Source organism: Comamonas sp. 7D-2 (assembly GCF_022749555.1).
Taxonomy (GTDB): domain Bacteria; phylum Pseudomonadota; class Gammaproteobacteria; order Burkholderiales; family Burkholderiaceae_C; genus Comamonas; species Comamonas thiooxydans.
This window is the reverse complement of sequence record NZ_CP094238.1, coordinates 4436522-4460728: the sequence shown is the minus strand read 5'-3', so window position 1 is coordinate 4460728 and position 24207 is coordinate 4436522. Positions and strand designations below refer to the sequence as shown.

Below are 24207 nucleotides of genomic sequence, written 5' to 3'. Positions count from 1 at the left end.
GTTGGGCATGCAGGCCGTTGATGCAGCATGGGAAGTGGCTGCACGCAGGGACGCCAGAGTGGATATCTGGAGTCCGTGTATGGCCGAGTGCCCTTTTTCTTCAATGCTCAAACCGGTGTCTGAACCAGCGCTGGCGGATTGCCAGCGCCGGCTGCGACTGGCCATGTCGGCCTGGCAGGAGGGGGTGAGTCTTTCCGTCATGCTGAGCCGGCGTGAGCAGCAGGCGCTGGATGCCGCTCCGGACGGCATTTTGCTGGTGGACCGCAACGGTAACATCGTGACGGCCAATGCCGCCATGCAGGCCATTTCAGGCTACGGGCGCGGCGAGCTCGAAGGGCAGGCGATGGACATGCTGCTGCCGCCCGAGTTTCAGGCCGGGCATGGCCATTACCTGCGCAGCTACTTCGCCCAGCCATCGCGCCGGCCCATGGGGCTGGGCGGCGTGCTGTGGCTGCAGCGCAAGCAGGGCAATGCCGTGCCGGTGGACATTGCTCTTGGCTATTTTGGCGATGACGACAAAGGTCTGGCCATAGCCTTTGTGCGCGATGTGACGGAGCTGCATCAGATGCAGCAACGCCTGAAGTTCCAGGCCACCAAGGACACCTTGACCGGCCTCAACAATCGCTGGCAATTCGGCCAGGAGCTGCAGGAGCAACTCAAGCTGGCGCAGGCCGACGGCGAAGCACTGGCCCTGCTGCAACTTGATCTCGACAACTTCAAGGCCATCAATGACGGCTACGGCCATGCCGCAGGCGATCAGCTGCTGCGGGAGGTTGCCAGGCGGCTGAAGTCCCAGCTGCGCAGCGAGGGTGTTCTGGCACGCCTGGGTGGCGACGAATTCATGGTGCTGCTGGTGGGTGAGAATGCGGCCCGGGCCCGTTTCTGGAGCGAGCAGATACTGGCGGCGCTCTCCATCCCCTTCAAGCATGACGGGCTGGCGCTGGATTTTGGTGCCAGCGTGGGCATTGCCCTTTATCCCGACGATGCGCAGACCGGCGACGACCTGATGCGCTTTGCCGATATGGCCATGTACAGCGCCAAGGGCCAGGGGCGCGGCCATGCGGTATTTTTCGAACCAGCCATGGGCAAGGAAATGGCCGAACGCGTGCAACTGGCCGAGCGCCTGCGCATGGCGCTCAGCTATGGTGGCTTGCAACTGCACTACCAGCCTCAGGTCAAGGTCGAGAGCGCCGCAGTGGTGGCTGTGGAGGCCTTGCTGCGCTGGCATGATCCCTTGCTGGGCAATGTCAGTCCGGCGCGCTTTATTCCGGTGGCCGAGGCCTCGGGCCAGATTGTGGCTCTGGGCAACTATGTGCTCGACGCAGCCTGCAAGCAGATCGCTTTGTGGCTCAAGGCGGGTACGCCGTTGCGGGTAGCGGTCAATCTTTCTGCCTATCAACTGCGGCAGGTGAATCTGGTCGAGCAGGTCAGCAGCTGTCTGCAGCGCTATCAGGTTCCGCCGCAATGGCTGGAGCTGGAGGTAACCGAATCCCAGGCCATGATCAATCCCGCTCAGGGGAGCGAAGTGCTGCAGGCTCTGGCGCGGCTGGGAGTGACGATTGCGCTGGATGATTTCGGCACCGGCCATTCGTCATTGGCCTATCTGCAATATCTGCCGCTGCAGCGCGTCAAGCTGGGGCGGGAGTTCCTGTTTCCCTCGCCTTGTCGGGACCGGCTGATGGGCGGCATTGTGCATATGGCCCATGCGCTGGATCTGGAGGTCGTGGCCGAAGGTGTCGAAGAACTCGATCAGCTGCAGCTGCTGCGCGACATCGGCTGCGAGTTTTTCCAGGGCTGGCTGCATTCGCGCGCCATGCCCGCCGAGCAGGTGCGGGACTGGCTGGCAGTGGTTTGACGGGATTAGCGTGGCTGCTGCTTCCAGTCAGGCTCGGGGAAATGCTCGTTGGATGCGGTGACGATCAGGTCCAGCACTGGCTTGCCATCTTCGTCGAAGCGCACTCCGGGGCCCCAACGCGCCTGTTGGCGCTGGCCCGAAAACCAGAACAGCTTGCGCTCCCAGCTGCCGGGCTTGGGCGGCTTGCGGTTGGCCTGAGTCAGATGCTCCTGTATGCGTTGCAGCCCCGCTGCGAGACGCCACGGAGCCAGTTGCAGAAGAGCGGCTCGCAGCTCTTGCGCCCAGGCCTCTGGCGCGGGCGAGAAGCGCTGGAATGAGTGACCTGCTGCTAGTCTTCGCACGCGTTCGTGCAGCTCGATGCCATACAGTGCGCAGGCCTCGCTGACCTTGCCTTGTGCCATCAGATTGCGTGCCTTGCGCTCCAGAGCCGAGTCCTTGGGGGCCTCTGCTGACGACCACAGCCAGCGGGCATCGCTCCATTGATGGCGGCAGTTGTAGAGAAACTCGGACGACAGAAGCAATTGCCAGCCGGGCATCTTTGACTGCATGACCGATCGAACCATCAGGCAGGGCTGGCGTTTGCGAGTGGCAGGGCCATAGGCCGCGAGTATGGCGGTGGTGCGCGCTGCAGGTCGTCCGCGATCATCGCGCGGCCAGGATTGAAGCAGGCGCACGGGGTCGATGGCCGCCACATCGGCCTGCAGCTGTTCGAGCGCCGGCCCGGCATCGGCAAGCGTGTCCAGCATGCCGAGGTTCAGATCCTGATCCATCGCAGGTACACGGGCTTCGGTCTCGTCGGTATATGGACTGCGGGCCATGGCCTGGATGGTGACCTGTGCCGGTGCTGCATCAGGCGCTGCACGCCATTCATGCAGCAGCTGTGCAAAGCGCTCGGGGTTGCAGCTGACTTCATGGTGTATGACTTCACTGGCCGCATCGCGCAGCGTGATCCAGGCATGCAGCCTGTGCTCCGCGTCCAACTGCATGGCCTCCTCATAGCGGGTGGCCGAGAAAGCGCCGTTGCCACCGTGGTGCACAAAGAATTCGACATCCATGAAGCCGGCTGCCACGTTGCTGGTAATGCGTGTTCTGGCAGCGTCCTTGTGTTCGGCCTGGCAATCCGGCAGCTGCAGCCATTGCTGCGAAATCTGGGCAATCAAGTCTTGCATGAAGAAGATGAAAAAAGAGTCTGAGCTGCGTCAGTCGTCAAAAAGACCGATGTAGCTCAGTCCGTTGTAGAGCTTTTCCAGATCGGTGATCTGCTCGGTGGGGTCGGCATAGACAAACATGGCGTTGGCCGTGTGAATGCCCTGGGCCTCGCAGGCCTGCACGATGAGCGCGAGCGATGTGTCGGAGTCCAGAGTGCTGTGGCTCACCAAGGCAGAGACAGGAACAGGCTCGGGAAGCCAGATCATCAGCAGCAGGTCTTCGTCGAACAGAAACTTCCTGCCCAGATCCCGGCAGAAGCCGCAGCCCGTGACATCTTCGCTGCTGCTTTCGATATCTTCGACTTCCAGCTCCCAGTAGCTGTCTGCATGGTCGAAGTAGCGGCCAAACTCCGCCTCGCCCAGCGGCGTATTGCCGATCCAGAAATGCAATGCGGAAAAAGGCGCGGGCGGCGGTGTCGGACCCAGCTCCTCGACCCAGTCGAACAGGGTTCCGGACTTGAGGCGGTGGCGCTTTTCCAGTTCCGGAAAGCCGCCGCCGGGTGTGCGGTTCAGCGCTTCGTCCACCAGAGCCTTGCGAAATGCCAGCGAATAGGTCTTGCCGGATTTGTTTTCAGATTTCATTGGACGGGTCCGTAGTGCATGACCACCAGCTTGTTCAGGGGCTCCGGGTAGTCCCAGAAGGCTTCTTCGAGCTCCTGCAACTGCTCATGCTCGGCATCCGTCAGCAGTGCTGGCAGATCGGAGTAGTCCACATTTTCTGGGCCCTCTTCGAAGCGCTTGAGCACCGCAAACATGTCCTGCAGACACTGGCGCGTGATGGGCGCGCCTATGGCCTGCAGAGCCTGCAGGGTGAGCTGATGGTTGGCCAGCCCCCAGTTGCCCAGGAACTGCAGAAAGCCGCCGTTGTTGATATCGGCTTCCATGCGCCATAGAGCCACCAGTTCACGCTGGACCGGAGATATCCGGGTGATGTCCCATTGGGCGGCGAGCAGCGCGCCCATAGCCTGGTTGTAGAGACTGTCCTGATCCAGGTCCCAGATGCTGACCATGCCTGCGGGAGATGGCTGCCACAGCGCCGGCCAGTTCAGGCCGTGATCCTCGTCGGTCAGAACCCAGTGCAGCCTTTGATCGGGCGCGGCGCTTTCCAGGCGGATATGCCGTTTGATGGGCTCGGCCAGTTCACGTCCATCCGCTAGTGCAAGCCAGATGGTCTGCTCGTCGATGCGAACGCCTGTGATGCGGTTGCTTTGTGGGTTCATGGTTCAGCTTTGTGCGGCGGTCTGATCCATCACCGTCTCGGCGGCCCGGTGCATCTTGGCCAGCTCGCGCGCGGGGACAGGGTGCTCGCCGTTGGCCATGCGTGTCAGCAGCGAGTGCAGCATCTCGGTGGACAGGCCGTGCAGCACCAGACGGTAGGCGGCATACAGGGTGGACAGCGGCACCATGGGGTGCTTGTTGTTGAGCAGCACCAGATGCTCGGGCGAGGCCAGGATCTTGGCGCAGTAGATGGCAACGGTTTCGTCGAGCTGCAGCGAGTTGCTAGCGCGCCAGAAGTCGTTGTCGGTCAGCAGCAACTGGTAGATGGGCGTGTACAGCTCGATGGCGCTTTGCAGGTCGATGACGTTGAAGCGTCCGCGCGGCATGTCTTCGAGCCTGAGATCGGGCTCGCGGATCATGGAGAAATCGGGTTCGGCCACGGGTACCAGTTCCTGCCCGTTCTCGCGCAGTGCCTTGTTCAGGCGAATCACGAAGTTGAAGAGGTTGAGGTCGTGCTTGAGAAACAGCTCGTCCTTTACATCGTCGATTTCCATGGGCATCAATGGCGCGGTGCTGACCTTGGTCGGGGCATTGGCGGCGACGAAGGCCAGTACCTGGGAGCCCAGATGAAAGTGGCGCATGATGAGCCAGTTGGCCTCTGGCGAGAGAAACTTCTTCATGCCGAAGGCCAGCAGGCGGTGCAGCAGCATGGAGTGCGACCAGCGCTTGGGCAGAAAGATCTTCAGCGCCTGAATGATGATCATGGACAGCCGCGCCAGCGGCCGCATGGCCGGCAGAAAGAACTGGCGCGAGCTGCTGCTGCAGTCGCGCAGCCAGGCGGCCTTGACGTCATCGGGCAAAGGCGTGCTCTGGTCGAGGTAGAGCGCCAGCCAGGGACTGGGGTCGCGCTCGTCCCAGACATGGTCGTTGAATTCGTTCTTCATGGCTCCTCGCGGTGCTTCTTGCTGTTTCTGGTTAGCGCTCGGTCAGCACATGCTGAAACTGCATCAGGTACATGGCTGCGGTGTTGCGTGCGGTCTGCAGTATGGCCTGCTGGGCCGTGCCTTCGCTGTCCAGCTCCAGCGCCATCTGCACGGCCAGCAGCCAGCGCTCCAGGTGGTTCTCGTCATTGGCACCGTGGTATTCGAGAAAGCGGAAGGCATCGGGCGGCAGCGGCAGGCTCTGGCGCAGCAGGGGCAGCAGGCTGGGAACGATGCGCTGGCCCGTGCCTTCGATGATGTAGATTGCGCCCAGCAGGCCGATCGGGTTGGGCGTGGCAGCCAGGCTGTGCAGATAGGCATTGAGCGCTTCGCCGCCGGGGTTGCGGCGCAGGCGGTTGATGTCGGTCTCGGTGCCGCCAGCCTTCAGATAGTCGCTGTGCAGAATCTTGAAGTCGTTCTGCTCCTCGCCTGCATGCAGGTCGATCAGTGAAGCCAGCGTGGCGTAGTCACCGGTCAGCGAGGCGGCGCCTTCGCGCATCCACAGACTGCCTTCGCGCACCTGGGGAATCCAGTGGCTCATCCAGCGCAGATAGTCGGTGATCTGCAACTGGCGTGTGCGCATGCGCTGGAGCAGGGGAGTGCGCCAGACATTGCTGCGGTAGTCCTGCCAGATGCTGGCGAGCTCTGTCAGCAGCGGCGCCAGCTGCGATGGCGCAGCGGCCGGGTCATGGGGCGCGGCGATGGTCGAAACATCGGAAAGCGCGTCATCCACTTGCGCCGTAGTAAGCACGGATTTTTGAGGGGAATTGGCCTCAATCTCTTTGTGTGTCTGCGTGTCAAGCTCTACTTCCCATAGCATATAGCCTGCGGTGAAGCGGCCCGACTCAGGGATGAAGCAGAGCACGGTGTCGCCGGCTTTCATGCTCTGGCCCTGCTTTTGCAGAAACTCCGACAGCATGATGAAGATGGACGCTGCACCCGTGTTGCCGCGCCAGGCCAGATTGCTCCACCAGCGCTCGCGCGGAATGCTGAGCTGGGCCTTGCCCAGCAGCTCGTCGACAACGGGGATGAAGCGCTCCGACGAGTAGTGGCAGAGAAAGTGGTCAATGCCGCGCTCGGGCACCCAGCCCTGGTGGGCCAGGGCTGCATATTCGTGAATGCAGACATCGAACAGATGCGGAAGCAGGCGAATGTCCTGGCGCAGTGCCAGAGCGCCTGCTGCCTCGGCATCGCTCCAGGCAGGGAAGTCCAGATGGCTTTTGCCGCGATCGGTCGTCATGCCCAGTTGCATGCACACGGGGTAGTCGCCGGCAAAGCTGCGCTGGTGTGTCCACTTGAGCTTGAGGCGCAGTCCGTTGGCCTGGGGCAGGGCCTTGGGGCCGCCCAGCAGCACGGCGCCCGCGCCGTCGGACAGCATCCAGCGCAGAAAGTGGGCGTCGAAATCGGTGTCATAGCCCTGGGCTGCAAAGCGCGAACGCTTGAAAAGGCGCGAGGGCATTTCGCTGGCCACCGACAGGGCCAGCGCATGGGCGCCGCTTTCCACGGCCATGGCTGCGGCCTGCATGGCGCCCACACTGGCGGCGCAGACGCCATGCACAGAAAGCGTTTCCATGGGCGGGGCGGCCATTTCGCCCTGAATCATGCTGGCAAAGCCGGGCATCAGCGCGTCCCCCCCCGAGGAGCCGCTGGACAGAAAGCCGATATCGCCGAGCTTTTTGCCAGCCAGGGCTAGAGTCTCCTCGATGGCTCCGGCTGCCATCTGGGCGTTGCTGAATACCGTCTGGCCTTCACCATCTATGGCGTAATGACGGGTCTGGATGCCGTTTTCGGCCAGGATGCGGCGCTTGATGCGCTCGGAGATGCGGTTCAGCGGCGCGACAAACGCATCCATGCCAGCATTGTCCACCGGGGCACCAGGCAGAAACATGCCGGCAGATTGCAGATAGACGTTGGAATAGGCAACAGGCATAGATCCTCAACAGGTTTTTACTTCACAGCGTCGGGCGGCATCTGCGGCTGGGTTCTTGCCGCGGGCCAGACCAGACCCAATACAAACACGCGTCCCATATAAGGCAGCAGGCCACCTTCGTTCAATGCAGGTGTGACCCGTTGACGGTAAATGCGCTCATGCAGTCCGCTCAGTTCGGACCAGTGGGCATGCGGGCATTCATGGTGCGCGGTGTGCAGGCCAATATTAAAAAGCAGGGGGTTGACCAGGCCTTCAAAGTTGCGCGCGTAGTTCAGCTCGATACCTGGAGTATTGCGCTGTGCTCTGCTCAGCGGCCTTCCATCGGCGTGGGCATGTTGCAGGTAGTTGGTAGCCAGCAGCCAGTGCAGGCCGTGCAACTGGGGAACGATGATGAAGATCAACGCCTTTTGCCAGTCAAGCCAGAGAAAGAAGCCCCAGCTTCCCAGCCACAGCGCGTATTGCCCCATGCAGTAGCGAAAGGCGCCAGGCCAGTGACGGTGCAGATTGTTCAGCCAGCGAAAGAACAGCGGATACAGCACAAAAGCCGCCTGCACCGGGTGAATCAGATAGCCCCACAGATGATTGGTATCGCCGCCCCATTCTGGCCGGTAGGTGCGTGCCAGATCGCACGGTCCATGGCGAAATCGATGGTGATTGGCCACATGGGCGGGCCAGAACACAAAGGTGGGGTGGCCTTGAAGCAGGGTCAGCCAGTAATCGGTGAAGCGGTTGGTCCAGCGCCCCCACCACATGCGCACATGGGTGTGGTTGTGGTGAATAACGCCTATTCCCAATGTCAGAAACAGCTCGATGCCGTAGAGCATGAAGCTGAAGCCATGCCTCCATTGCCACCACACGAGCAGCGGCAGCAGGAGCATGTAGAAGACGGATTGCCAGTCCCGCCAGTGGCGCAGGACTGGATATCGGCGCTGGCCTGGGTGCCTGCTCATTCAGTGACTGGAGCTTTTGGGGGTGTTGTCTGCGACCCGCGTGCGCATGAGCTGGTCCATGAAGGCCAGCGCAAAGCCATAGTTGCCTGCCGGGCGCGCGTGGTGCAGATGGTGACGGCGGCTGGCGGCCAGTGGATGGGTGTCGGGGACTGAGGGGAAAAAATCGTAGTTGGAGTGGCCGATCAGATTCAGGATCAGGCTCAACACCGGCACCGAGGCCAGCGACCAGAAATAGAAGTCATGCACCAGCATGGGCAGCAAGATGATGTTGCCCAGCATCAGTGCCTCGATGGGGTGGAAGCTGTAGGTGGACCAGGGGGTTGTCACCACGGAGCGGTGATGGTCGCCGTGATAGCGCACCAGGCGGCGCGTGTGCAGCAGGCGGTGGTTGATCCAGAAGTGCACATCGTTCCAGATCAGCAGCGCAAAGATCTCCACAGCGATGCGCCCGGCGCTGGCGGTGGGCGAGAGCTGGGCCCAGCCTAGTTGCAGAAAGCCCCATGGAACGATCATGCCTGTGCCGAAGATCAGTATGGAATGAAAGGACTGGCGCCATTCACGCTTTAGCTGATCGGGCTTGAGCGGGCGCGTATCGAGCGGCCTGCCTATGCCCGCGCGCGCGAGGGCCGCTGTCAGTGCTGCCATGAGCAGGCCGCCCAGCAGATAAATACCCCCGAAAAAAACCAGGCCCAATGCCATGACTTGCCAGGCATTGAGCTGCGTGAACCAGGTACCAGCGTCCATGAAGGCTCCAAAAGCGGTGGCGCTGCCCTAGATACAACAATGCGCCCGACGGCATAGCGTAAACCCATGCCTGTCGGGCGCATGATAAAGGACGCCGCAGTAGCTCTCGTTGATACCCGGAGTCGCTTCAGCGTGTGGGATGGAGGGAAACAGGCGCACTTCATCTGCGTGACAGCGAGCAAGCGCCGCCGCGCAGCGAGGCCGTCGTCCCCCTCGGGGGAAGCCGCAAAGCGGCTCAGGGGGCGTGTTTACTGCGCCGTGATTCCCTGCTCGCGAATGATGGTGCCCAGCGCCTTCACATCCTGCTGGATGCGGTTGCTCAGGCCCTCGGGCGAGCTGCCCACGGCTTGCCAGCCTTGCATGGATAGCTTCTGGCGCATCTCGGGCGTACGCACGATCTCGCTGACGGCGGCTGCCAGCTTGTCCACATGGGCCTTGGGCATGGATCTGGGAGCAGCCACGGCGTTCCAGATTTCCAGATCAAAGTTGTTGACGCCGAGCTCTTTGAGGCTGGGAAGGCCGGGAGCCAGCGGGCTGCGTGCCGCAGAGGTCACTCCAATGCCGTGCAGCTTGCCGGCCTGAATCTGTGCCATTGCCAGTGCCGGAGGGAGCATGGACAGCTTCAAATCGCCGCCCTGAATGCCGTTGAACACTTGGGGGTAGCCGGTATAGGGCACGTGCACGGCCTTGATGGCCGAGCGGCTCTTGAGCAGTTCCATGCCCAGATGGCCCACGGTACCGACACCGGGCGAGCCATAGCTCCATTTGTCGCCCGCCTTGGCGGCCGCTTCCATGAAGGCTTTGCCTTGTGGGGCCGACGCGGGGGCTACCAGCACCAGCGGAGCCACGCCGATCAGGCTCACGGGCTGCAGGTCCTTGATGGGGTCATAGCGCACGGCAGGGTTGAGCATCTTGGCAATGGTCATATTGCCGTTGATCATCACGCTGAAGGTGTAGCCATCAGCCTTGGCGACATATTCGCCGGCGATATTGCCGCCGGCCCCCACGCGGTTCTCCACGATGATGGTCTGACCCAGCTTCTTCTCCAATGGCTCGGCCAATGCGCGGGCCGTCAGATCGGGCGAGGAGCCTGCGGGGAAGCCCACGATCAGATGCAGGGGCTTGTCGGGCCAGTTGTCGGCTGCCATGGTGGCCGGAGCCATTGCTGTCGCCACCATGGCGACTCCTGCTGCAACCAGGCTGCGGCGGGACAGGTTCTTCAGGAGGCGCGAAGTGCGAATAGGCATGGCAGGTCTCTTGTGAATTCTTGATGGTTGATGGCTGCCCATGAGTGCAGCATGTCTTTCGACAAATAAAAAACCCGGAAATTATCCGGGTTTGAGGTTCAGCATTTCAGCCTTTTTAAGCCTTGCTGCGCAAGTTGGCGTTTACGCAAACTCGGCCAGCGCTTTTTTCATCTTTTTCATGGCGGCTACCTCAATTTGGCGAATGCGCTCGGCGCTCACACCGTATTCGGCAGCCAGCTCATGCAGCGTCATGCCGCCAGAGCCGTCGTCATTGACCTTGAGCCAGCGCTCTTCAACGATGCGGCGGCTGCGGTCATCCAGGCCCTCCAGGGCCATGACCAGACCATCGGTCGCCAGATGATCGCGCTGACGCGATTCAAGCATGGCGGTAGGCTCGTGGCTGGCATCAGCCAGGTAGGCGATGGGGCCGAAGGCCTGCTCTCCGTCGTCGCTGGGAGAAGGATCCAGCAGCACATCGCCACCGGCCAGACGGGTTTCCATCTCGATAACTTCCTCACGCTTGACGTTGAGCTTTGCAGCAACCGCGTCAATTTCGTTCGAGGTCAGCGTCTCGCGCAGGGCCAGCTCTTCGTCCGCCATGGCGGCATCGGACTTCAGGTCATGCTTCATCGAGCGCAGATTGAAGAACAGCTTGCGTTGGGCCTTGGTCGTGGCGACCTTGACCATGCGCCAGTTCTTCAGAATGTATTCGTGGATTTCCGCCTTGATCCAGTGCATGGCGTAGCTGACCAGACGCACGCCCTGATCGGGGTCGAAGCGTTTGACAGCCTTCATCAGGCCCACATTGCCTTCCTGAATCAGGTCGCCGTGAGGCAGGCCATAGCCCAGGTACTGGCGCGAGATGGAGACGACCAGACGCAGGTGGGACATCACCAGACGCCCGGCGGCGTCCAGATCATTGTGTTCTTTGAGCTTGCGAGCGTAGTCCTGCTCTTCCTCAAGGGTGAGCATTGGCATACGATTGACCGCCGAGATATAGGCATCCAGGTTGCCCAGCGGAGGTACCAGCGCCCAGGGGTTCGCGGGCGCCAAGGCAGTAGCAATGGAGCCGGAGGCAGTTTTCATTGCAGGTTTCCTTTCTTCCATGATCTTCATATTAGCACTCCGTTAGAGAGAGTGCTAAAGACAAAGTTCCCACAGCTTTTGTTGGTTTTTGACGGTTCAGGCGGCTCGTGTCGATTCGTGGAGAATTTTTTACATTCCCTTCGACCTCTCTCTTTCCCGGCATCTGCTGTAGTGCACTAGCTTGAATGAGAGGCCAGGTTGTGCAGGCTCGCTCTGATTAACGCCTCCAATGCCTTGGCCGCCGAGCTTCGAGGTGCGTGGCGGCGCATCACCATGCCCAAAGGACGTTGAATTCCGGGGGGCGACAAAGGAATCTGCACAAGGCGGCCAGCTTGCAACAGCGATACGGCTGTTTCAGGTAGTGCGCTGATGCCCAGGCCCGCACTGACCAGAGCTCCTATGGTTGCAATATGGTCAACTTCAAAGACGGGAGCGAAATAGAGCCCTTTTGAGTGCAGATCCGCATCAATGTACTGGCGGACGCTGGCAGAACTGGGCATGGAGACATGCGGATAGTCCAGGGTGTTCTCGATCGGGACGGGACCTGCCTGCTTGGATAGAGGATGGTCATCGGGACAGATGAGAAAGAACTGGTCCTCCATCAATTGCTCATAGGCGAGGTCTTCTTGCTTGGGATCTGCTGCAGTGAGTGCAAAGTCGACCTTGCCATCACGAACGAGATCAAACGCAGGGCCCGATAAGGTATCAAGCAAGGACAAGCGTACCCCGGGATGAATCCGCGTGAATTCGGCAAAGACCTTTGGCAGCAGCGAGGCGGCCAAAGAAGGAAGTGCTGCAACCGTCACCGATCCCGTTCTGAGCTGGACGGTGTCCGTCACGGCCCGTAGGGCTCGCTGCGTATCTCGCAAGATCTCCTGGGCATGGGCAATAAAAACATGCCCCGCATCGGTCAGCTCGACAGCGCGAGTGGTGCGCTCAAACAGTCTTGCTCCGATTTGGGCTTCCACACGCGCAATCAGGGCCGACAGCGCAGATTGGGAGAGGTGAACCAGGAGGGCGGCTTGACCAAAGCTCTTGGTCTGGCTCAGGGCTACTACCGCTCTCAGGTCTTTGGTTGATAGATTGGCTTCCACCACAGCAGTATAGGTAGCGGAGCTGCAGCGTCCTGGAGCTCCGCTATCTTCGCTTATTCAGCCTTGATGTCGCTGTCTTTGATCAATCGGGCCCACTTGGCGTACTCGGCGTTGATGATCTTGGCCGACTCGTCCGGCGTGCTGTAGGTAGCAATAGTCCCCTGGGCGAGCATGGAGTCCTTGACATCCTGCTTGGACAGAATCACTTTCAGCGCTGAATTGATCTTCTGAATGACTGCACCTGGAGTTCCTGCAGGTGCCGAAAGTGCAAACATGGAGCTGACCTGCATGTCTGGAAATCCAGCTTCCACGGCAGTAGCGATGTCTGGAATCGAGGCAACGCGTTCTTTGGTCGTTGTGGCCAGGGCCCGGAGCTTGCCTGCCTTGATCTGGCTTTGTGCGGCAGGAACGGTGTCAATCATGGCGTTGACCTGACCGCCGAGCAGATCGGAAAGAGCGGGTCCGCTGCCTTTGTAGGGCACATGAACGACTTCAACCTGTGTCTGACGCTTGAACATCTCGATCGAGAGATGCTGAGGCGAGCCATTGCCTGCGGATGCAAACGTGACGCTGCCGGGGCTGGCCTTGGCAAGCGCTACCAGTTCCTTGACGGACTTCGCCTGAACATTGGGGTTGACCACAAATACCAGCGGAACGGTACCTACGACGGAGATATGAGAGAAGCTCTTATGGATGTCAAAAGGAGTCGCAGCAGGCGTTAGCGCTGCATTGATGGTGTGGCTTGTGAATGCACCCATCAGCAAGGTGTAGCCATCAGCAGGTGATTTGGCGACTTGACCTGCACCAAGGCTACCGCCAGCTCCGGCGCGATTGTCGACGACGAACTGCTGCCCGAGTGCGTCTGAAAGCTGCTTGGCAAGAACGCGGCCGATGACATCTGTCGCTCCGCCCGGCGCATAGGGAACCACCAGCCTCACGGGTTTGGTGGGGTAGTCAGTTTGCGCACAGGCTGCTCCCGATGCACCAGATGCGACGAGGGCGGTTGCAACCAGGTTAATGAGATTGCGGCGGCGCATGCCCGGATTAACGAGTTCTGTGGGTTTCATGAAGTCTCCTTTAGGGTTTTCAGGTATGCGCTTTCTTGTTTGAGCGCTCGATTTTTCTTTTAATCAATAATATTATTAATAATCAGTGCATCAACAATGGTTAACCCTCCCATGACGAACAAGCCAGACCAGCAAGCCACGATTCATCCGGAAGCCGCTTCGAGCGGCATTTCCAAAGGACTCACCAACTACGGTGATCGCGGTTTCTCTCTCTTTTTGCGCAAGGCCTTCATCAAGGGGGCGGGCTATACCGACAAGGCGCTGGACAGACCTGTGATTGGTATCTCGAACACAGGCAGCTCCTACAACCCTTGTCACGGAAACATGCCGCAATTGATTGAGGCGGTGAAGCGCGGCATCCTGATGGCAGGCGGCCTGCCCATGGACTTCCCGACCATCTCGCTGCACGAGAGCTTTTCCCAGCCGACCAGCATGTACCTGCGCAACCTCATGTCCATGGATACGGAGGAGATGCTGCGAGCGCAACCCATGGATGCGGTCGTGCTGATCGGGGGGTGTGACAAGACAGTGCCGGCTCAGCTGATGGGAGCTGCTTCGGTCGGACTGCCGGCAGTGCAACTGGTCACCGGCTCCATGCTCACGGGATCGCATCGAAGCGAAAGAGTGGGTGCGTGCACCGATTGCCGGCGCTACTGGGGAAAATTTCGTGCCGAAGAAATTGATGCTGAGGAAATTTCCGACGTCAACAATCAGCTTGTCGCCAGCGTGGGGACCTGCTCGGTGGTGGGCACTGCCAGCACGATGGCCTGCATTGCAGAGGCTCTGGGGATTGGCATTCCTGGCAGTGCAACTCCTCCAGCGGTTACTGCCGACCGCATTCGAATTGCGGAGCGATCCGGTGAGGTGGCCGTGCACATGGCGCGTGCGGGACTGAGCATTGACAAGATTCTCACGCCTGCTGCCTTCGAAAATGCCATGCGGGTGTTGTTGGCCATGGGCGGCTCGACCAATGCCATCGTGCATCTGGCCGCGATCGCGGGTCGCCTGGGCTACGAGCTGGATCTCAAGGCTTTGGACGTCATGAGCCGCAATACTCCCGTGTTGCTCGACCTCAAGCCGTCCGGCGACCACTACATGGAGGACTTTCATGCAGCCGGCGGCATGCATACCCTGCTTCGAGAGCTCAAGCCCCTGCTGCATCTGGATGCTCTGACCGTGACGGGGCGCACCCTGGGCGAGGAGCTGGAGGCGGCCGGCCCAGGCTTCAAGCAGCATGTGGTCAAGACTTTGGATGCCCCTTTGTATCCGCAGGGAGGCATTGCCGTGCTGCACGGCAATCTTGCCCCGGCAGGCGCCATCATCAAGCAGTCCGCAGCCAACCCCGAGCTGATGGAGCATGAGGGCCGTGCCGTTGTCTTCGAGAATGCGGAGGATCTGGCTGCGCGTATCGACTCGCCCGAGCTTGATGTGCGGGCCGAGGATGTGCTGGTGCTCAAGAATATCGGCCCCAAAGCAGCGGCGATGCCGGAAGCGGGTTACCTGCCCATTCCGAAGAAACTCGCTGCTCAAGGCGTTAAAGACATGGTACGCGTCTCCGATGGCCGTATGAGCGGCACCGCTTTCGGCACCATCGTCCTGCATGTGACGCCAGAGGCAGCGATTGGCGGCCCCTTGGCCTGGGTGCAAACCGGAGACAGAATTCGCCTGTCGGTGCGCGAGCGCTGTATTGAATGGCTGGTCAGCGATGAAGAGCTGGCTATGCGTCAGAATGCCAAGCCTGTTCAAGTTCCTGTGGCAGAGCGTGGTTACGCGCATCTGTTCAAGAAAACTGTTTTGCAGGCTGATCGTGGCGCAGACTTTGATTTCTTGACCGCGACGCAGCGCAAGGGTTCGATTCCAAGGAGTTAAGTTCATATGCCGACGGGCGCTTTTGCCAAGGAGCGCCGTCCATCCGAGGACGGTGCATCCGTGATTGCCGCGACATTGGAGGAAGACATTGTTCTGGGCCTCTTGGCTCCCAGAGTGCGTCTTGTCGAAGATGATCTGATGGAAAGGTTCGCAGCCAAACGCCATGTGGTGCGAGACGCTTTGGCTCAGCTGGAAAGTGCTGGCCTGCTTGAGCGCAGGCGCAACATTGGCTCCATGGTGAAGGCTTTCAGCAGAGATGAAGTCATTCATCTCTACGAAATGAGAGAGCTGCTCGAGCTGGAGGCGATGCGCAGAATTGCGCTGCCTCTGGACCGTGATGCCCTGGAGCAGCTCAGGCGCATTCAGACCGGGCATGACGCAGCTATCCAGCAACAGGACCCGCGCGGCATTTTTCGGACCAACCAGGAGTTTCATCGGCTTTTGTTTGCTCAATGCGGCAATGTTTTTCTGTCGCAGTCCATCGAAGACTTCGCGCGCCAAACGCATGCGATTCGATTTGGAACGCTGATGTCCAGAGAGCGTCAGCTGCAATCCCAAAAGGAGCATCACGAGCTGCTGGCGGTTCTGGCGCAGGGGGAGGGGGCGAGGGAGCGCCTGATCCGCCTGACGGCAGACCATCTTGTGCCTCCAAGAGATCACTACTTGAAGGCACAAGAGGCGCTACTGCCTTGAAGTGCTGATCAGTTCAGGAACATGCCTCGAATATCGTGAGCCGTGGCCAGAGGGCGGCCCAGCGCTGCGGCCCCCTGGCAAACCTGGGCGACCAAGGCTGCATTGCTTGCTGCCGGCTCGCCGCTCTTCAGGAACAGGTTGTTCTCGAAGCCGACGCGCGCATGGCCTCCAAGACTTGCAGCAGCCATCGCGCATGCGTTTTCCTGCGGGCCGAAGGCGCACATCGCCCATGGATGGGCATCGTCATGGGCATTCAGGAATGGCAGCAGATCGATGGGCGAAGAGGTCTGACCGGCAGAGTAGCGGCCCAGTACAAACAGCAGAAACCATTTGTTTGCCGGGATGACGCCGCTTGCAAGCAGGCGCTGCCAGGCCTGCACGTCCGCCACGTCATACAGGATGACCTGGGTCATCACATTGCTCTGCTTGAGCCATGTGAAGAAGGATTGGATATCCGCTTCGGGAACTTCAGGTTTGAGTATTTCGCGCAAGCCGACAGAGATCGCTTCCGGAGCCGTTTCGCGTGCGACCCGCATCTGCTCGTATGGCTGGTAGACCTGTGCTGCTTCGGTGGTGACCTGAACCACCAGTTCCTGGCCCACTGCTTTGCGCACTGCAGCAGTGGCTTCAATGTAGGCGCTGGCATCGAGCAAATGCTTGCCGTCAGGCTTGCGTACATGCATATGAATCATGGACGCCCCGGAGTCCAGGCATTCCTTGGCGGTCTGTGCCAGATCGGCCGCAGTCAGAGGAACCTCAGGGTGCTGCTCCCTGGTCTTGTAGGCTCCGTTGGGGGCAACGGTGATGATCAGAGGTGTATTCATCATGCGCTCCTCTTATTGCTCGGCAGCGTCGCCCACGGAAGGCAATTCGCTCTTGAGAAGCTCCAGACCTGCCAGCAGCGTCTTCTGATAGCGCTGTTTCTCTTGCGCGATGCTCTCAGGAGTCCACTTGAAAAATCCTTCACCGGACTTCATGCCGAACTTGCCTTCAGCCACTCTTTGCGAAAGACATGGGCTTGGCTCCTTGTTGGCCGCCAGCGATGGATACATCGTTGCTCCAGCGGCGCAGTGGACTTCCAGACCTGCATGGTCGCGCTGAAGCACGGGGCCCGCTGCAAGAAAGCGAAAGCCGAAGCCAAAGCGCACGGCTGCATCCACGTCTTCGGCTGATGCAATGCCAGCTTCAATCAGTGCAAAAGCTTCGCGAGCCAGCGCGTGCTGAAGACGATTCGCCAAAAAGCCTGGCAAATCCTTCTTGACCAGCACCGGCACCATGCCGCACTGGCGCATGAAAGCATGAAGGTTCTCTGCACATTCCATGCGGGATGCCTCGCCGCACACCACTTCGACAAGAGGCGTCAGGTGTGCAGGCATGAAGAAGTGCAGACCCAGCATGCGTTCCTGCGTTGCCAGGTCTTCTGCAATGGCCGTAATGGGGAAGCTAGAGCTGTTGCTGGCCAGCAATGCATTCTTGCGGGCGCGCTGCTCGAGTTGCTTGAAAAGCGCTTGCTTGATGTCCAGGCGCTCCGGGATGCATTCGATCACAAGATCCACAGAACTCCAGTCGAGGTCGTCCAATGACGAGACGACGGACAGGTGGGCAAGCTGCTGCCCCGCATCCAGTTGGGTCAAGCCGTGATGGACCAGTCCAGGGACTTTGGCAGCACGGTCGGGATTGGACTCGACAACAGTCGTTTTGCAAGCTCCTCGGCAAAGGACGACCGCGACATCGGCTCCCATCGTCCCGCCGCCAATAACAACAGCATGTGAACGCGAGGGACGGAAAAAGTGCCCAGGCGCACTGAAAATCTTTTGCTCCAACGGATGTCTCCAAGTTCTATGAGTCTTGGAGGAAGTCTGGATGGTTTCGATAAATTTGTTAAACAAATTTATTGGGATAAATATCCTGATTTTTAAATAAATTGCGATGTGCCTCTTCTATCCGTGAGGAGTCGCCGACACGATTGAGCAAATCGCAGGCGGTGCAAAAGTACGGCAGTCTTTGATCGACTTGGTGCGTGTCATGAATTTGCCGCGGCAACGCATTGGGCAGCCATGCCGCTCACTGGCACCAACGTGGACGCTACCTGGAGTGCTGCACTGACATTCACCAAGAATGGAAACAAGGTGCATGGTGAAGAGATGCACCAGAGCGGGAGAGGCAACCAGTGGTACTTCGGCATGGATGCTGATTCTGGCCTGGTGCACACAGCAGGTGGCACGGCTGCCAATCCTGCGATGTTGTCGAGGCCTGCCGCTTGCAGCCCCGGCAGGAAATCGATGTCCATGGCAATGCAGGCAACCAAGTTGCAGATCAGCGAGCAGATTCTTGCCCATCGGCATGGAGCGCCATAAAAGTCACCGGGCTGGCCTGCGACCCGAAAAGATCACAAAGCTGCCCAGTGCCAGCAGCCACACGGCGATGGCGGCATAGAGCATTACGCCGCCAAAGCTGTGTACCAGCGCCTCGCGGGCAATGTCTGTCAGTGCCTGCGGCGAAGTGGCTGCGTCAGCGCCTGCCTGCAGGGCGTACAGGGCTTGCAGGTTGCCAGAGACAATGCCGTTGGCCATCTCGCGCAGCGCAGCAGCATCTACGGGTTCATGCAATGCGGTTTGCAGGTGCTGCTGCACGCCGTGCACCAGCAGGAAACCCATCAGCGCGATATTGATCGACAGCGTAATCATGCGGGCACTCATGTCGATGCCGGACGCCATGCCGGCGCGTGCGCTGGAGACCGCTGCCGTGGTGGTATTGGTCACTGGGGTGTTGGTGATGCCCAGCCCTGCGCCGGCAATCAGGCAGCCCGGCAGCACGTAAAGCCAGTGGCTGTTGGCGAGCTGGCTGCCAGCGAGCATCAGCATGAATCCAAGGCCGATGGCGAATAGCCCCAGTGGAATGGCGATACGCGGGCCATAGCGCATGGCGATGCGTTCTCCAACTACCGGGAACACCAGCGTGGGAAGGGTGTAGGCTAGCAGCGAGACGCCGGCGGCCGTGACATCCTGACCTAGCGCACTCTGAAAATAGATGGGCAGGTAGATGATGAATGCCCAGAAGCTGAAGTTCATGCCCATGGAGCCCATCAGCGCACCGGAGAAATTGCGCACCCGAAAGACGGAGAAGTCGAACATGGGATGCTGGGCACGCAGTTCCACCCACACAAAGGTCGCAAAACTCAGCAGACCCACAGCCATGGCGGCCAGCGCAGACATGCTGCCAAAACCGGTATCGGAGCCCTGCGTCACAAAGAAGGCCAGGCCAAATACTGCGAGGGACAGCGTGACGATGCCCGCAAGATCCAGCGCGCCGGCCTTGGGGTCATGCGATTCCTGCACGGCGATGGTGGCCAGAAAGAAAGTCAGCGTGGCAATCAGCACGTGTACCCAGAACACCCAGCGCCAGTCCGATAGGGCGACGATCATGCCGCCAATCAGCGGGCCGAAGCCCAAGCCTATGCCGAGCATGACTCCCCAGGTGCTGAAGGCGCGGCTGCGCTCGGCGCCTTGCGGAAATTGATGCGAGAGGACGGCTACCAGGCAGATCAGCATGGCGCCGCCGCTGGCCCCCTGGAACACGCGGCTGGCAATCAGCATCGGTGTGTTCCATGCCAGGCCGCACAGCAGCGATGAAAACGCAAAGAGGGCTATGGAGATCAGAAAGACCCGCTTGCGGCCAAACCGGTCTGCCAGTGTCCCGGTGGCCATGAGCACCGAGACGCAGGCGATGGTGTAGGCATTCATGATCCACTGAATGTCTTTGAAGTCACTGTGCAGAACGGACTCCAGCGTGGGCAAGATGACAGGCACGCTGGAGATTTCAAGGCTGAACATCAGTGAGGCCAGACAGACCGATAGCAGCGCAATGCGATTGCGCCGGGTCGGTGCCGGCTCCAGGCTGCTGGTGTTCAAGAGATCAACATCATTCGAGGACATGGTTGCGCACTCCAGAAAAGGGAAACTGCGTTCTGGCGCAGAACGTTCAACGCGAGTCTATGGGAATAAAATTCTTAAATTTACGCGTTGATTTCCCATCATTGGGGAGTTGAAGGATCCAATCGACATGACTGTGCAAGACCCTCTGGAAGGAGTCTCCACCTTTGTGCAGGTGGTGGAAGCGGGCGGCTTCACTGCTGCTGCCAAGCGGCTTGGCGTGACGCGCTCTGCCGTGGGCAAGGCCGTTGCCAGGCTGGAGGCACGTCTGGGCTCGAGGCTACTGCAGCGCAATACGCGTACCCAGACCCTGACTGCGGAAGGACAGATCTACTACGAGCGCTGCACCCGTGCACTCAAGGAGCTGGATGCAGCCGAGGCGGATCTGGACAGTGGCCGCATGGAGCCCATCGGGCGCCTACGGGTCAGCGTGCCAGAAGGCTTTGGGCAGCTGTGCGTGGCGCCAATACTGCTGAATCTGACGCGTCTGTATCCGCAGCTGAGCATCGATCTGTCGTTTGGCGACCGTACAGTCGATCTGATCGAGGAGGGATTTGACCTGGCCATACGCATAGGCCCGCTGCAAGACAGCGGCACCTTGTCTGCGCGCCTGCTGGGCACGCAGCACATCAGCATCGGAGCTTCCCCGGCCTATCTGGCACGCCACGGCACGCCCGGCAAACTGGAGGAGCTCGATGGTCATGCGGTCATCAGTTACTCGCACTCGGGTGTCGTCGCCCCGTGGAATGTTTCGCCAGTTGCTGGGCGAGGCGGCAGCTCGGACTACCGCCTGCAGGTGCACTCCCAGATCAGCATGGACGATATACAGGCCATTGCCGCTGCTGCTGTGGCGGGCTATGGCATTGCCTGGGTCCCTTGCTGGCTGCTGAGCAGCTATGCCAAGCGTGGAGAGCTGGTACATATCCTGCCCGACTATCGGGCACGCTCCTATGAGATCCATGCACTCTGGCCACAGGCACGGCAATTACGTTGCAAGTTGCGGGTGGCCATCGACGCGCTGGTGGCCGAGATTCCGGCTTTGCTGAATCCTGAGGATGCGGTCCATTCCCGGTAAGGTTTGTGCGTTTCCGCCACCGTGCAATGCCTGCGCTTGAGGCTCAAGGCTCAAGGCATTTGGAAAAGTGGAGGTGGACGGTTTTTAGCACTCCGGGCTAAATTTGGGCTGACCTGACTAGTGCGCAAAGATCGACTTCGAGCGAATGCCAGACGCTGTTCAGGCAACCGTACGTTGATGGTGCAGCAGATCCAGGAACATCTGTGCCGAGCGGCTGATGGGCCTGTCCTTGCGTACCAGGCTGCCGTAGGCCTCCAGACTGTGCTTGGTCCGATACGGCAGGATATGCAGCATGCCGTGGGCGGCATGAAGGTCCGCCACCGTGCGCGGAATCACTCCCACCATGTTCGAGCTGCGCACCAGATTGATGGTGGTGAGTATGGAGCCGGTTTCGATCAGACCGCGCGGCAGCGGCAGACTGTGCTCGCGGAACTCTTGCTCGATCAAGCTGCGCATGGGGCTGCCGGGCGGCTGCATGACCCAGCCATGTCCCTGCAAAGCCTGCAGACCGGGCCGCTGCAGCGACAGCAGCGGATGTCCCTCGCACACGATGAAGGCCAGTTGCTCGTCATCGATGGCGCGAAAGCTGCAATCGCTGCCGGCTTCATTGGTCATGCGCCCGACGACCACCTCCAGCACCCCTTCACGCAACTGGGCCAGCAAGCGATCGCTGGTGTCCACGGCCACTTCCAGCTCCAGCAGGGGCAGCTGCTTTTTCAGCTCCAGCAAGGCCTGGGTGAGCCGCCCGGGTGACGCGGCCATGATGCTGCCCACGGCCAGCCGTCCCGAGCTTCCCTGGCGCAGCTCGCCCAGTTCGCGATTCAGGGCCTCGATATTGCCGCGCAGCGAACGGAAATATTCCAGCACCCGCTCTCCGGCCGCATTGCGCTGCAGCCGGCGGCCCACGCGCTCGAACAGGGGCTGACCCAGGGCGTCTTCGAGCTCCTGCAGCATCTTGGTGGCGGCAGGCTGGGTCAGGCCGAGCTCGGCCGCTGCCGCGCGCAAGGTCTGGCGCTCGTCGATGGCCAGTATCAAGGCCACCTGGCGCATGCGCAGCCGGTTCAGCAACTGTGGCGTGTTGTCGCGCTTGTCTATCGATCCCATTGCATGGCTTCTTATTGCTTCAGGTTATCGATTAATCAATAACTTTCAATTTACGCATATCAGCGCCTTCCCTAGCATCGGGCTGCGATGAAATAAAAAAGCCAAGGAGACAAATGTGCAAAGACGTCATCTACTTTCCATAGCCGCTGTGTGCGGCGCCGCCGCGCTGCCCTGGCAGGTCCAGGCCCAGGACTCTGCGAACTGGCCCGTCAAGCCCGTGCGCATGCTGGTGGGGTCCGCGCCCGGAGGCGGCACCGATGCCATGGCCCGCGCCGTGGCCGACAGGCTGGGGCCGCTGCTCAAGCAGCCGGTGATCGTGGAGAACCGGCCCGGCGTCTCCAACACACTGGCCGTGGACATGACGGCCAAGGCCACGGACGGCCACACCATGGTCATGGGTGTGGTCACGGCCCATGCCATCGCACCGCATCTGCTCAAGCTGGGGTACGACAACAACCGGGATATGGTTCCCGTGGCCTTTGTCGGCTCCGTGCCCAATGTGCTGGTGGTGGGCAACTCCGTTGCCGCCAACACGGTGGCGGAGCTGGTGGCCATGGCCAGGAAGAATCCCAATCAGATCAATTTCGCCAGCAGCGGCACGGGCAGCACCCAGCATATCGCTGCCGAGGTGTTCAAGGATGCCGCAGGCATTCAGATCACCCACGTGCCCTACAAGGGCAGCGCTGCCGCCCTGGTCGATCTGGTCAGCGGCCAGGTGCAGATGAGCTTCGACACCATGCCCTCGGTCATAGGCCAGATCAAGGCTGGCAAGCTGCGCGCCCTGGCGGTCACTTCGCCCCAGCGCAACCCTCAGCTGCCCCAGGTACCGACCATGGCCGAAGCGGGTCTGCGCAATGTGGAAATCAGTGCCTGGTACGGCATCTACATGCCGGCCTCCACGCCCAAGGCGGTTCAGCAAAAAGTGCATGACGAGGTCAACAAGGTCATCGCCATGCCCGAGACCAAGACCCGTCTCGAAGCCGTGGGTGCCGAGCTGCGGCCCATGGCTCAGGCCGACTTTGGCAGTTTTCACCTCGCCGAGTACAAGCGCTTCGGCGACATCATTCGCAAGAACAACATCAAGCTGGACTGAGCATGAGCAAGGCTTCTCTTCCCGTTGTCGCCCTGACCCTGGGCGATCCTTCCGGCATCGGCGCCGAACTGATTGCGCGTTTGCTCGCCAGGCCGCAAGCCACCGAGCAGGCGAACCTGGTGTTGATAGGCGATCCCTGGCTCTGGGAGCAAGGCCAGCGCATCGCCGGACTGCAGGTTGCAACGGTTCCGCTGGCCGGCCTGTCCGCTGCGCGCGAGCGTGCCGATACGCGGCTGCCGGCCTTTGTGGCCGTGGACACGGTCGCCCAGGCCGATGTGGTGCCGGGGCAGGTGGGGGCGGCGGGCGGCCGCTCGGTGCTGCAGGTGCTTGACCAATGCATGGATGCGGCCCTGGCCGGTGATATCGATGCCATCTGCTTTGCGCCTTTGAACAAGCAGGCCATGAAGCTGGGCGGTCTGCGCCACGAGGACGAGCTGCACCACTTTGCCGAGTACCTGGGCGTGACCGGCTACTTCTGCGAGTTCAACACGCTGGGTGATCTCTGGACCTCGCGTATTTCCTCGCATGTACCCCTCAAGGATGTGGCCAGCTACCTGAGCGTGGAGCGCATCAGCCAGGCGGCCGAGCTGATCTACAAGGCCTTGCGCGCCAGCGGCCTGGCTGCTCCCAAGGTGGCGATTGCCGGATTCAACCCGCACAACGGCGACGGCGGCACCTGCGGCCGCGAGGAAATCGACATCATCGGGCCCGCAGTCCAGGCCCTGCAGGCGCGCGACTGGCCCAGCGATGCGCCGTTCCACGGCCCGTTCCCGGCCGACACCATCTTCCTCAAGGCCCAGGCCGGCGAGTACCAGGCCATCGTGACCATGTACCACGACCAGGGCCAGATAGCGATCAAGCTGCTGGGCTTCTCGCGTGGGGTGACGGTGCAGGGCGGTCTGCCGATTCCCATCACCACACCGGCGCACGGCACGGCCTACGACATCGCGGGCCAGGGCAAGGCCAATGTGGAAGCCACCTGGCAGGCGCTGCAGATTGCCGCACGCATGGGGGCCGCGCACCGCACTCGCCAGGCTGCCCCAGCCGTCTGAGCCCGTTTCC

The 24207-nt window shown here is 60.7% G+C and carries 21 protein-coding genes; 6 read left to right on the top strand and 15 right to left on the bottom strand.

The features are described 5' to 3' along the window. Positions 1-79 precede the first annotated feature (79 nt). On the top strand, positions 80-1855 hold the full coding sequence (locus tag MPZ60_RS20445) for a bifunctional diguanylate cyclase/phosphodiesterase (protein WP_034353979.1): 1776 nt from the start codon (positions 80-82) through the stop codon (positions 1853-1855). A gap of 5 nt (positions 1856-1860) precedes the next feature. Here the strand turns inward: MPZ60_RS20445 and MPZ60_RS20440 are convergent, their stop codons facing one another. From MPZ60_RS20440 to MPZ60_RS20390, 11 genes are all read right to left on the bottom strand, one after another. Next, positions 1861-3024, bottom strand: coding sequence for a hypothetical protein (locus MPZ60_RS20440; RefSeq protein WP_034353821.1), 1164 nt, complete (start codon positions 3022-3024; stop codon positions 1861-1863). A gap of 30 nt (positions 3025-3054) precedes the next feature. Next, positions 3055-3645, bottom strand: a complete 591-nt coding sequence (locus MPZ60_RS20435) for an immunity 22 family protein (protein ID WP_034353818.1) — start codon at positions 3643-3645, stop codon at positions 3055-3057. After that, complete coding sequence (locus tag MPZ60_RS20430) at positions 3642-4283, bottom strand: DUF4375 domain-containing protein (protein WP_034353815.1); 642 nt, start codon at positions 4281-4283, stop codon at positions 3642-3644. Before MPZ60_RS20430 ends, MPZ60_RS20435 begins: the two co-directional genes overlap by 4 nt. 3 nt (positions 4284-4286) lie before the next feature. Beyond that, entirely contained in the window at positions 4287-5225 is a 939-nt protein-coding gene (locus tag MPZ60_RS20425) for a hypothetical protein (RefSeq protein ID WP_034353812.1), read from the bottom strand. 31 nt (positions 5226-5256) lie between these two features. After that, a complete protein-coding gene (locus MPZ60_RS20420) occupies positions 5257-7191 on the bottom strand; it encodes a StlD/DarB family beta-ketosynthase (RefSeq protein ID WP_034353809.1) in 1935 nt (644 codons plus the stop codon). Between the two features lie 17 nt (positions 7192-7208). Continuing rightward, complete coding sequence (locus tag MPZ60_RS20415) at positions 7209-8141, bottom strand: fatty acid desaturase (RefSeq protein ID WP_034353805.1); 933 nt, start codon at positions 8139-8141, stop codon at positions 7209-7211. Continuing rightward, the gene (locus MPZ60_RS20410; protein ID WP_034353802.1) at positions 8142-8885 is read right to left on the bottom strand and encodes a sterol desaturase family protein; all 744 of its coding nucleotides are present in this window, start codon (positions 8883-8885) and stop codon (positions 8142-8144) included. A 248-nt stretch (positions 8886-9133) separates the two neighbouring features. Then, entirely contained in the window at positions 9134-10132 is a 999-nt protein-coding gene (locus MPZ60_RS20405) for a tripartite tricarboxylate transporter substrate binding protein (RefSeq protein ID WP_034353799.1), read from the bottom strand. Positions 10133-10273: 141 nt separating this feature from the next. Next, positions 10274-11218 carry an RNA polymerase sigma factor RpoH gene (gene rpoH / locus MPZ60_RS20400; protein WP_003071304.1) on the bottom strand — a complete coding sequence of 315 codons (945 nt, stop codon included), beginning with the start codon at positions 11216-11218 and terminating at the stop codon, positions 10274-10276. A gap of 176 nt (positions 11219-11394) precedes the next feature. Further along, the gene (locus MPZ60_RS20395; protein ID WP_242882020.1) at positions 11395-12315 is read right to left on the bottom strand and encodes a LysR family transcriptional regulator; all 921 of its coding nucleotides are present in this window, start codon (positions 12313-12315) and stop codon (positions 11395-11397) included. A 50-nt stretch (positions 12316-12365) separates the two neighbouring features. Continuing rightward, positions 12366-13379: a tripartite tricarboxylate transporter substrate binding protein gene (locus MPZ60_RS20390; RefSeq protein WP_034353791.1), complete on the bottom strand. Its 1014-nt coding sequence runs from the start codon at positions 13377-13379 to the stop codon at positions 12366-12368. 111 nt (positions 13380-13490) lie between these two features. On the opposite strand from MPZ60_RS20390, the gene MPZ60_RS20385 reads away from it, so the two are divergent. Then, complete coding sequence (locus MPZ60_RS20385) at positions 13491-15248, top strand: IlvD/Edd family dehydratase (protein ID WP_034353783.1); 1758 nt, start codon at positions 13491-13493, stop codon at positions 15246-15248. A gap of 60 nt (positions 15249-15308) precedes the next feature. Further along, on the top strand, positions 15309-15941 hold the full coding sequence (locus MPZ60_RS20380) for a GntR family transcriptional regulator (RefSeq protein ID WP_242607015.1): 633 nt from the start codon (positions 15309-15311) through the stop codon (positions 15939-15941). Positions 15942-15949: 8 nt separating this feature from the next. Here MPZ60_RS20380 and MPZ60_RS20375 read toward each other — a convergent pair whose 3' ends face one another. From MPZ60_RS20375 to MPZ60_RS20360, 3 genes are all read right to left on the bottom strand, one after another. Further along, a complete protein-coding gene (locus MPZ60_RS20375; protein ID WP_080746074.1) occupies positions 15950-16765 on the bottom strand; it encodes a 3-keto-5-aminohexanoate cleavage protein in 816 nt (271 codons plus the stop codon). 12 nt (positions 16766-16777) lie between these two features. Continuing rightward, positions 16778-17683, bottom strand: coding sequence for a 3-hydroxyacyl-CoA dehydrogenase family protein (locus MPZ60_RS20370; RefSeq protein ID WP_242607018.1), 906 nt, complete (start codon positions 17681-17683; stop codon positions 16778-16780). Between the two features lie 618 nt (positions 17684-18301). Next, positions 18302-19876: an MFS transporter gene (locus tag MPZ60_RS20360; protein ID WP_034353767.1), complete on the bottom strand. Its 1575-nt coding sequence runs from the start codon at positions 19874-19876 to the stop codon at positions 18302-18304. A 127-nt stretch (positions 19877-20003) separates the two neighbouring features. Between MPZ60_RS20360 and MPZ60_RS20355 the strand changes: the two genes are divergently transcribed. Next, positions 20004-20948, top strand: coding sequence for a LysR family transcriptional regulator (locus MPZ60_RS20355; RefSeq protein ID WP_080746069.1), 945 nt, complete (start codon positions 20004-20006; stop codon positions 20946-20948). A gap of 159 nt (positions 20949-21107) precedes the next feature. Here MPZ60_RS20355 and MPZ60_RS20350 read toward each other — a convergent pair whose 3' ends face one another. Further along, positions 21108-22052: a LysR family transcriptional regulator gene (locus MPZ60_RS20350; RefSeq protein WP_034353764.1), complete on the bottom strand. Its 945-nt coding sequence runs from the start codon at positions 22050-22052 to the stop codon at positions 21108-21110. Positions 22053-22167: 115 nt separating this feature from the next. On the opposite strand from MPZ60_RS20350, the gene MPZ60_RS20345 reads away from it, so the two are divergent. Then, a complete protein-coding gene (locus tag MPZ60_RS20345) occupies positions 22168-23145 on the top strand; it encodes a tripartite tricarboxylate transporter substrate binding protein (protein WP_034353761.1) in 978 nt (325 codons plus the stop codon). Between the two features lie 2 nt (positions 23146-23147). Further along, the gene (locus tag MPZ60_RS20340) at positions 23148-24197 is read left to right on the top strand and encodes a 4-hydroxythreonine-4-phosphate dehydrogenase PdxA (protein ID WP_034353759.1); all 1050 of its coding nucleotides are present in this window, start codon (positions 23148-23150) and stop codon (positions 24195-24197) included. The last annotated feature ends 10 nt before the right edge of the window (positions 24198-24207 follow it).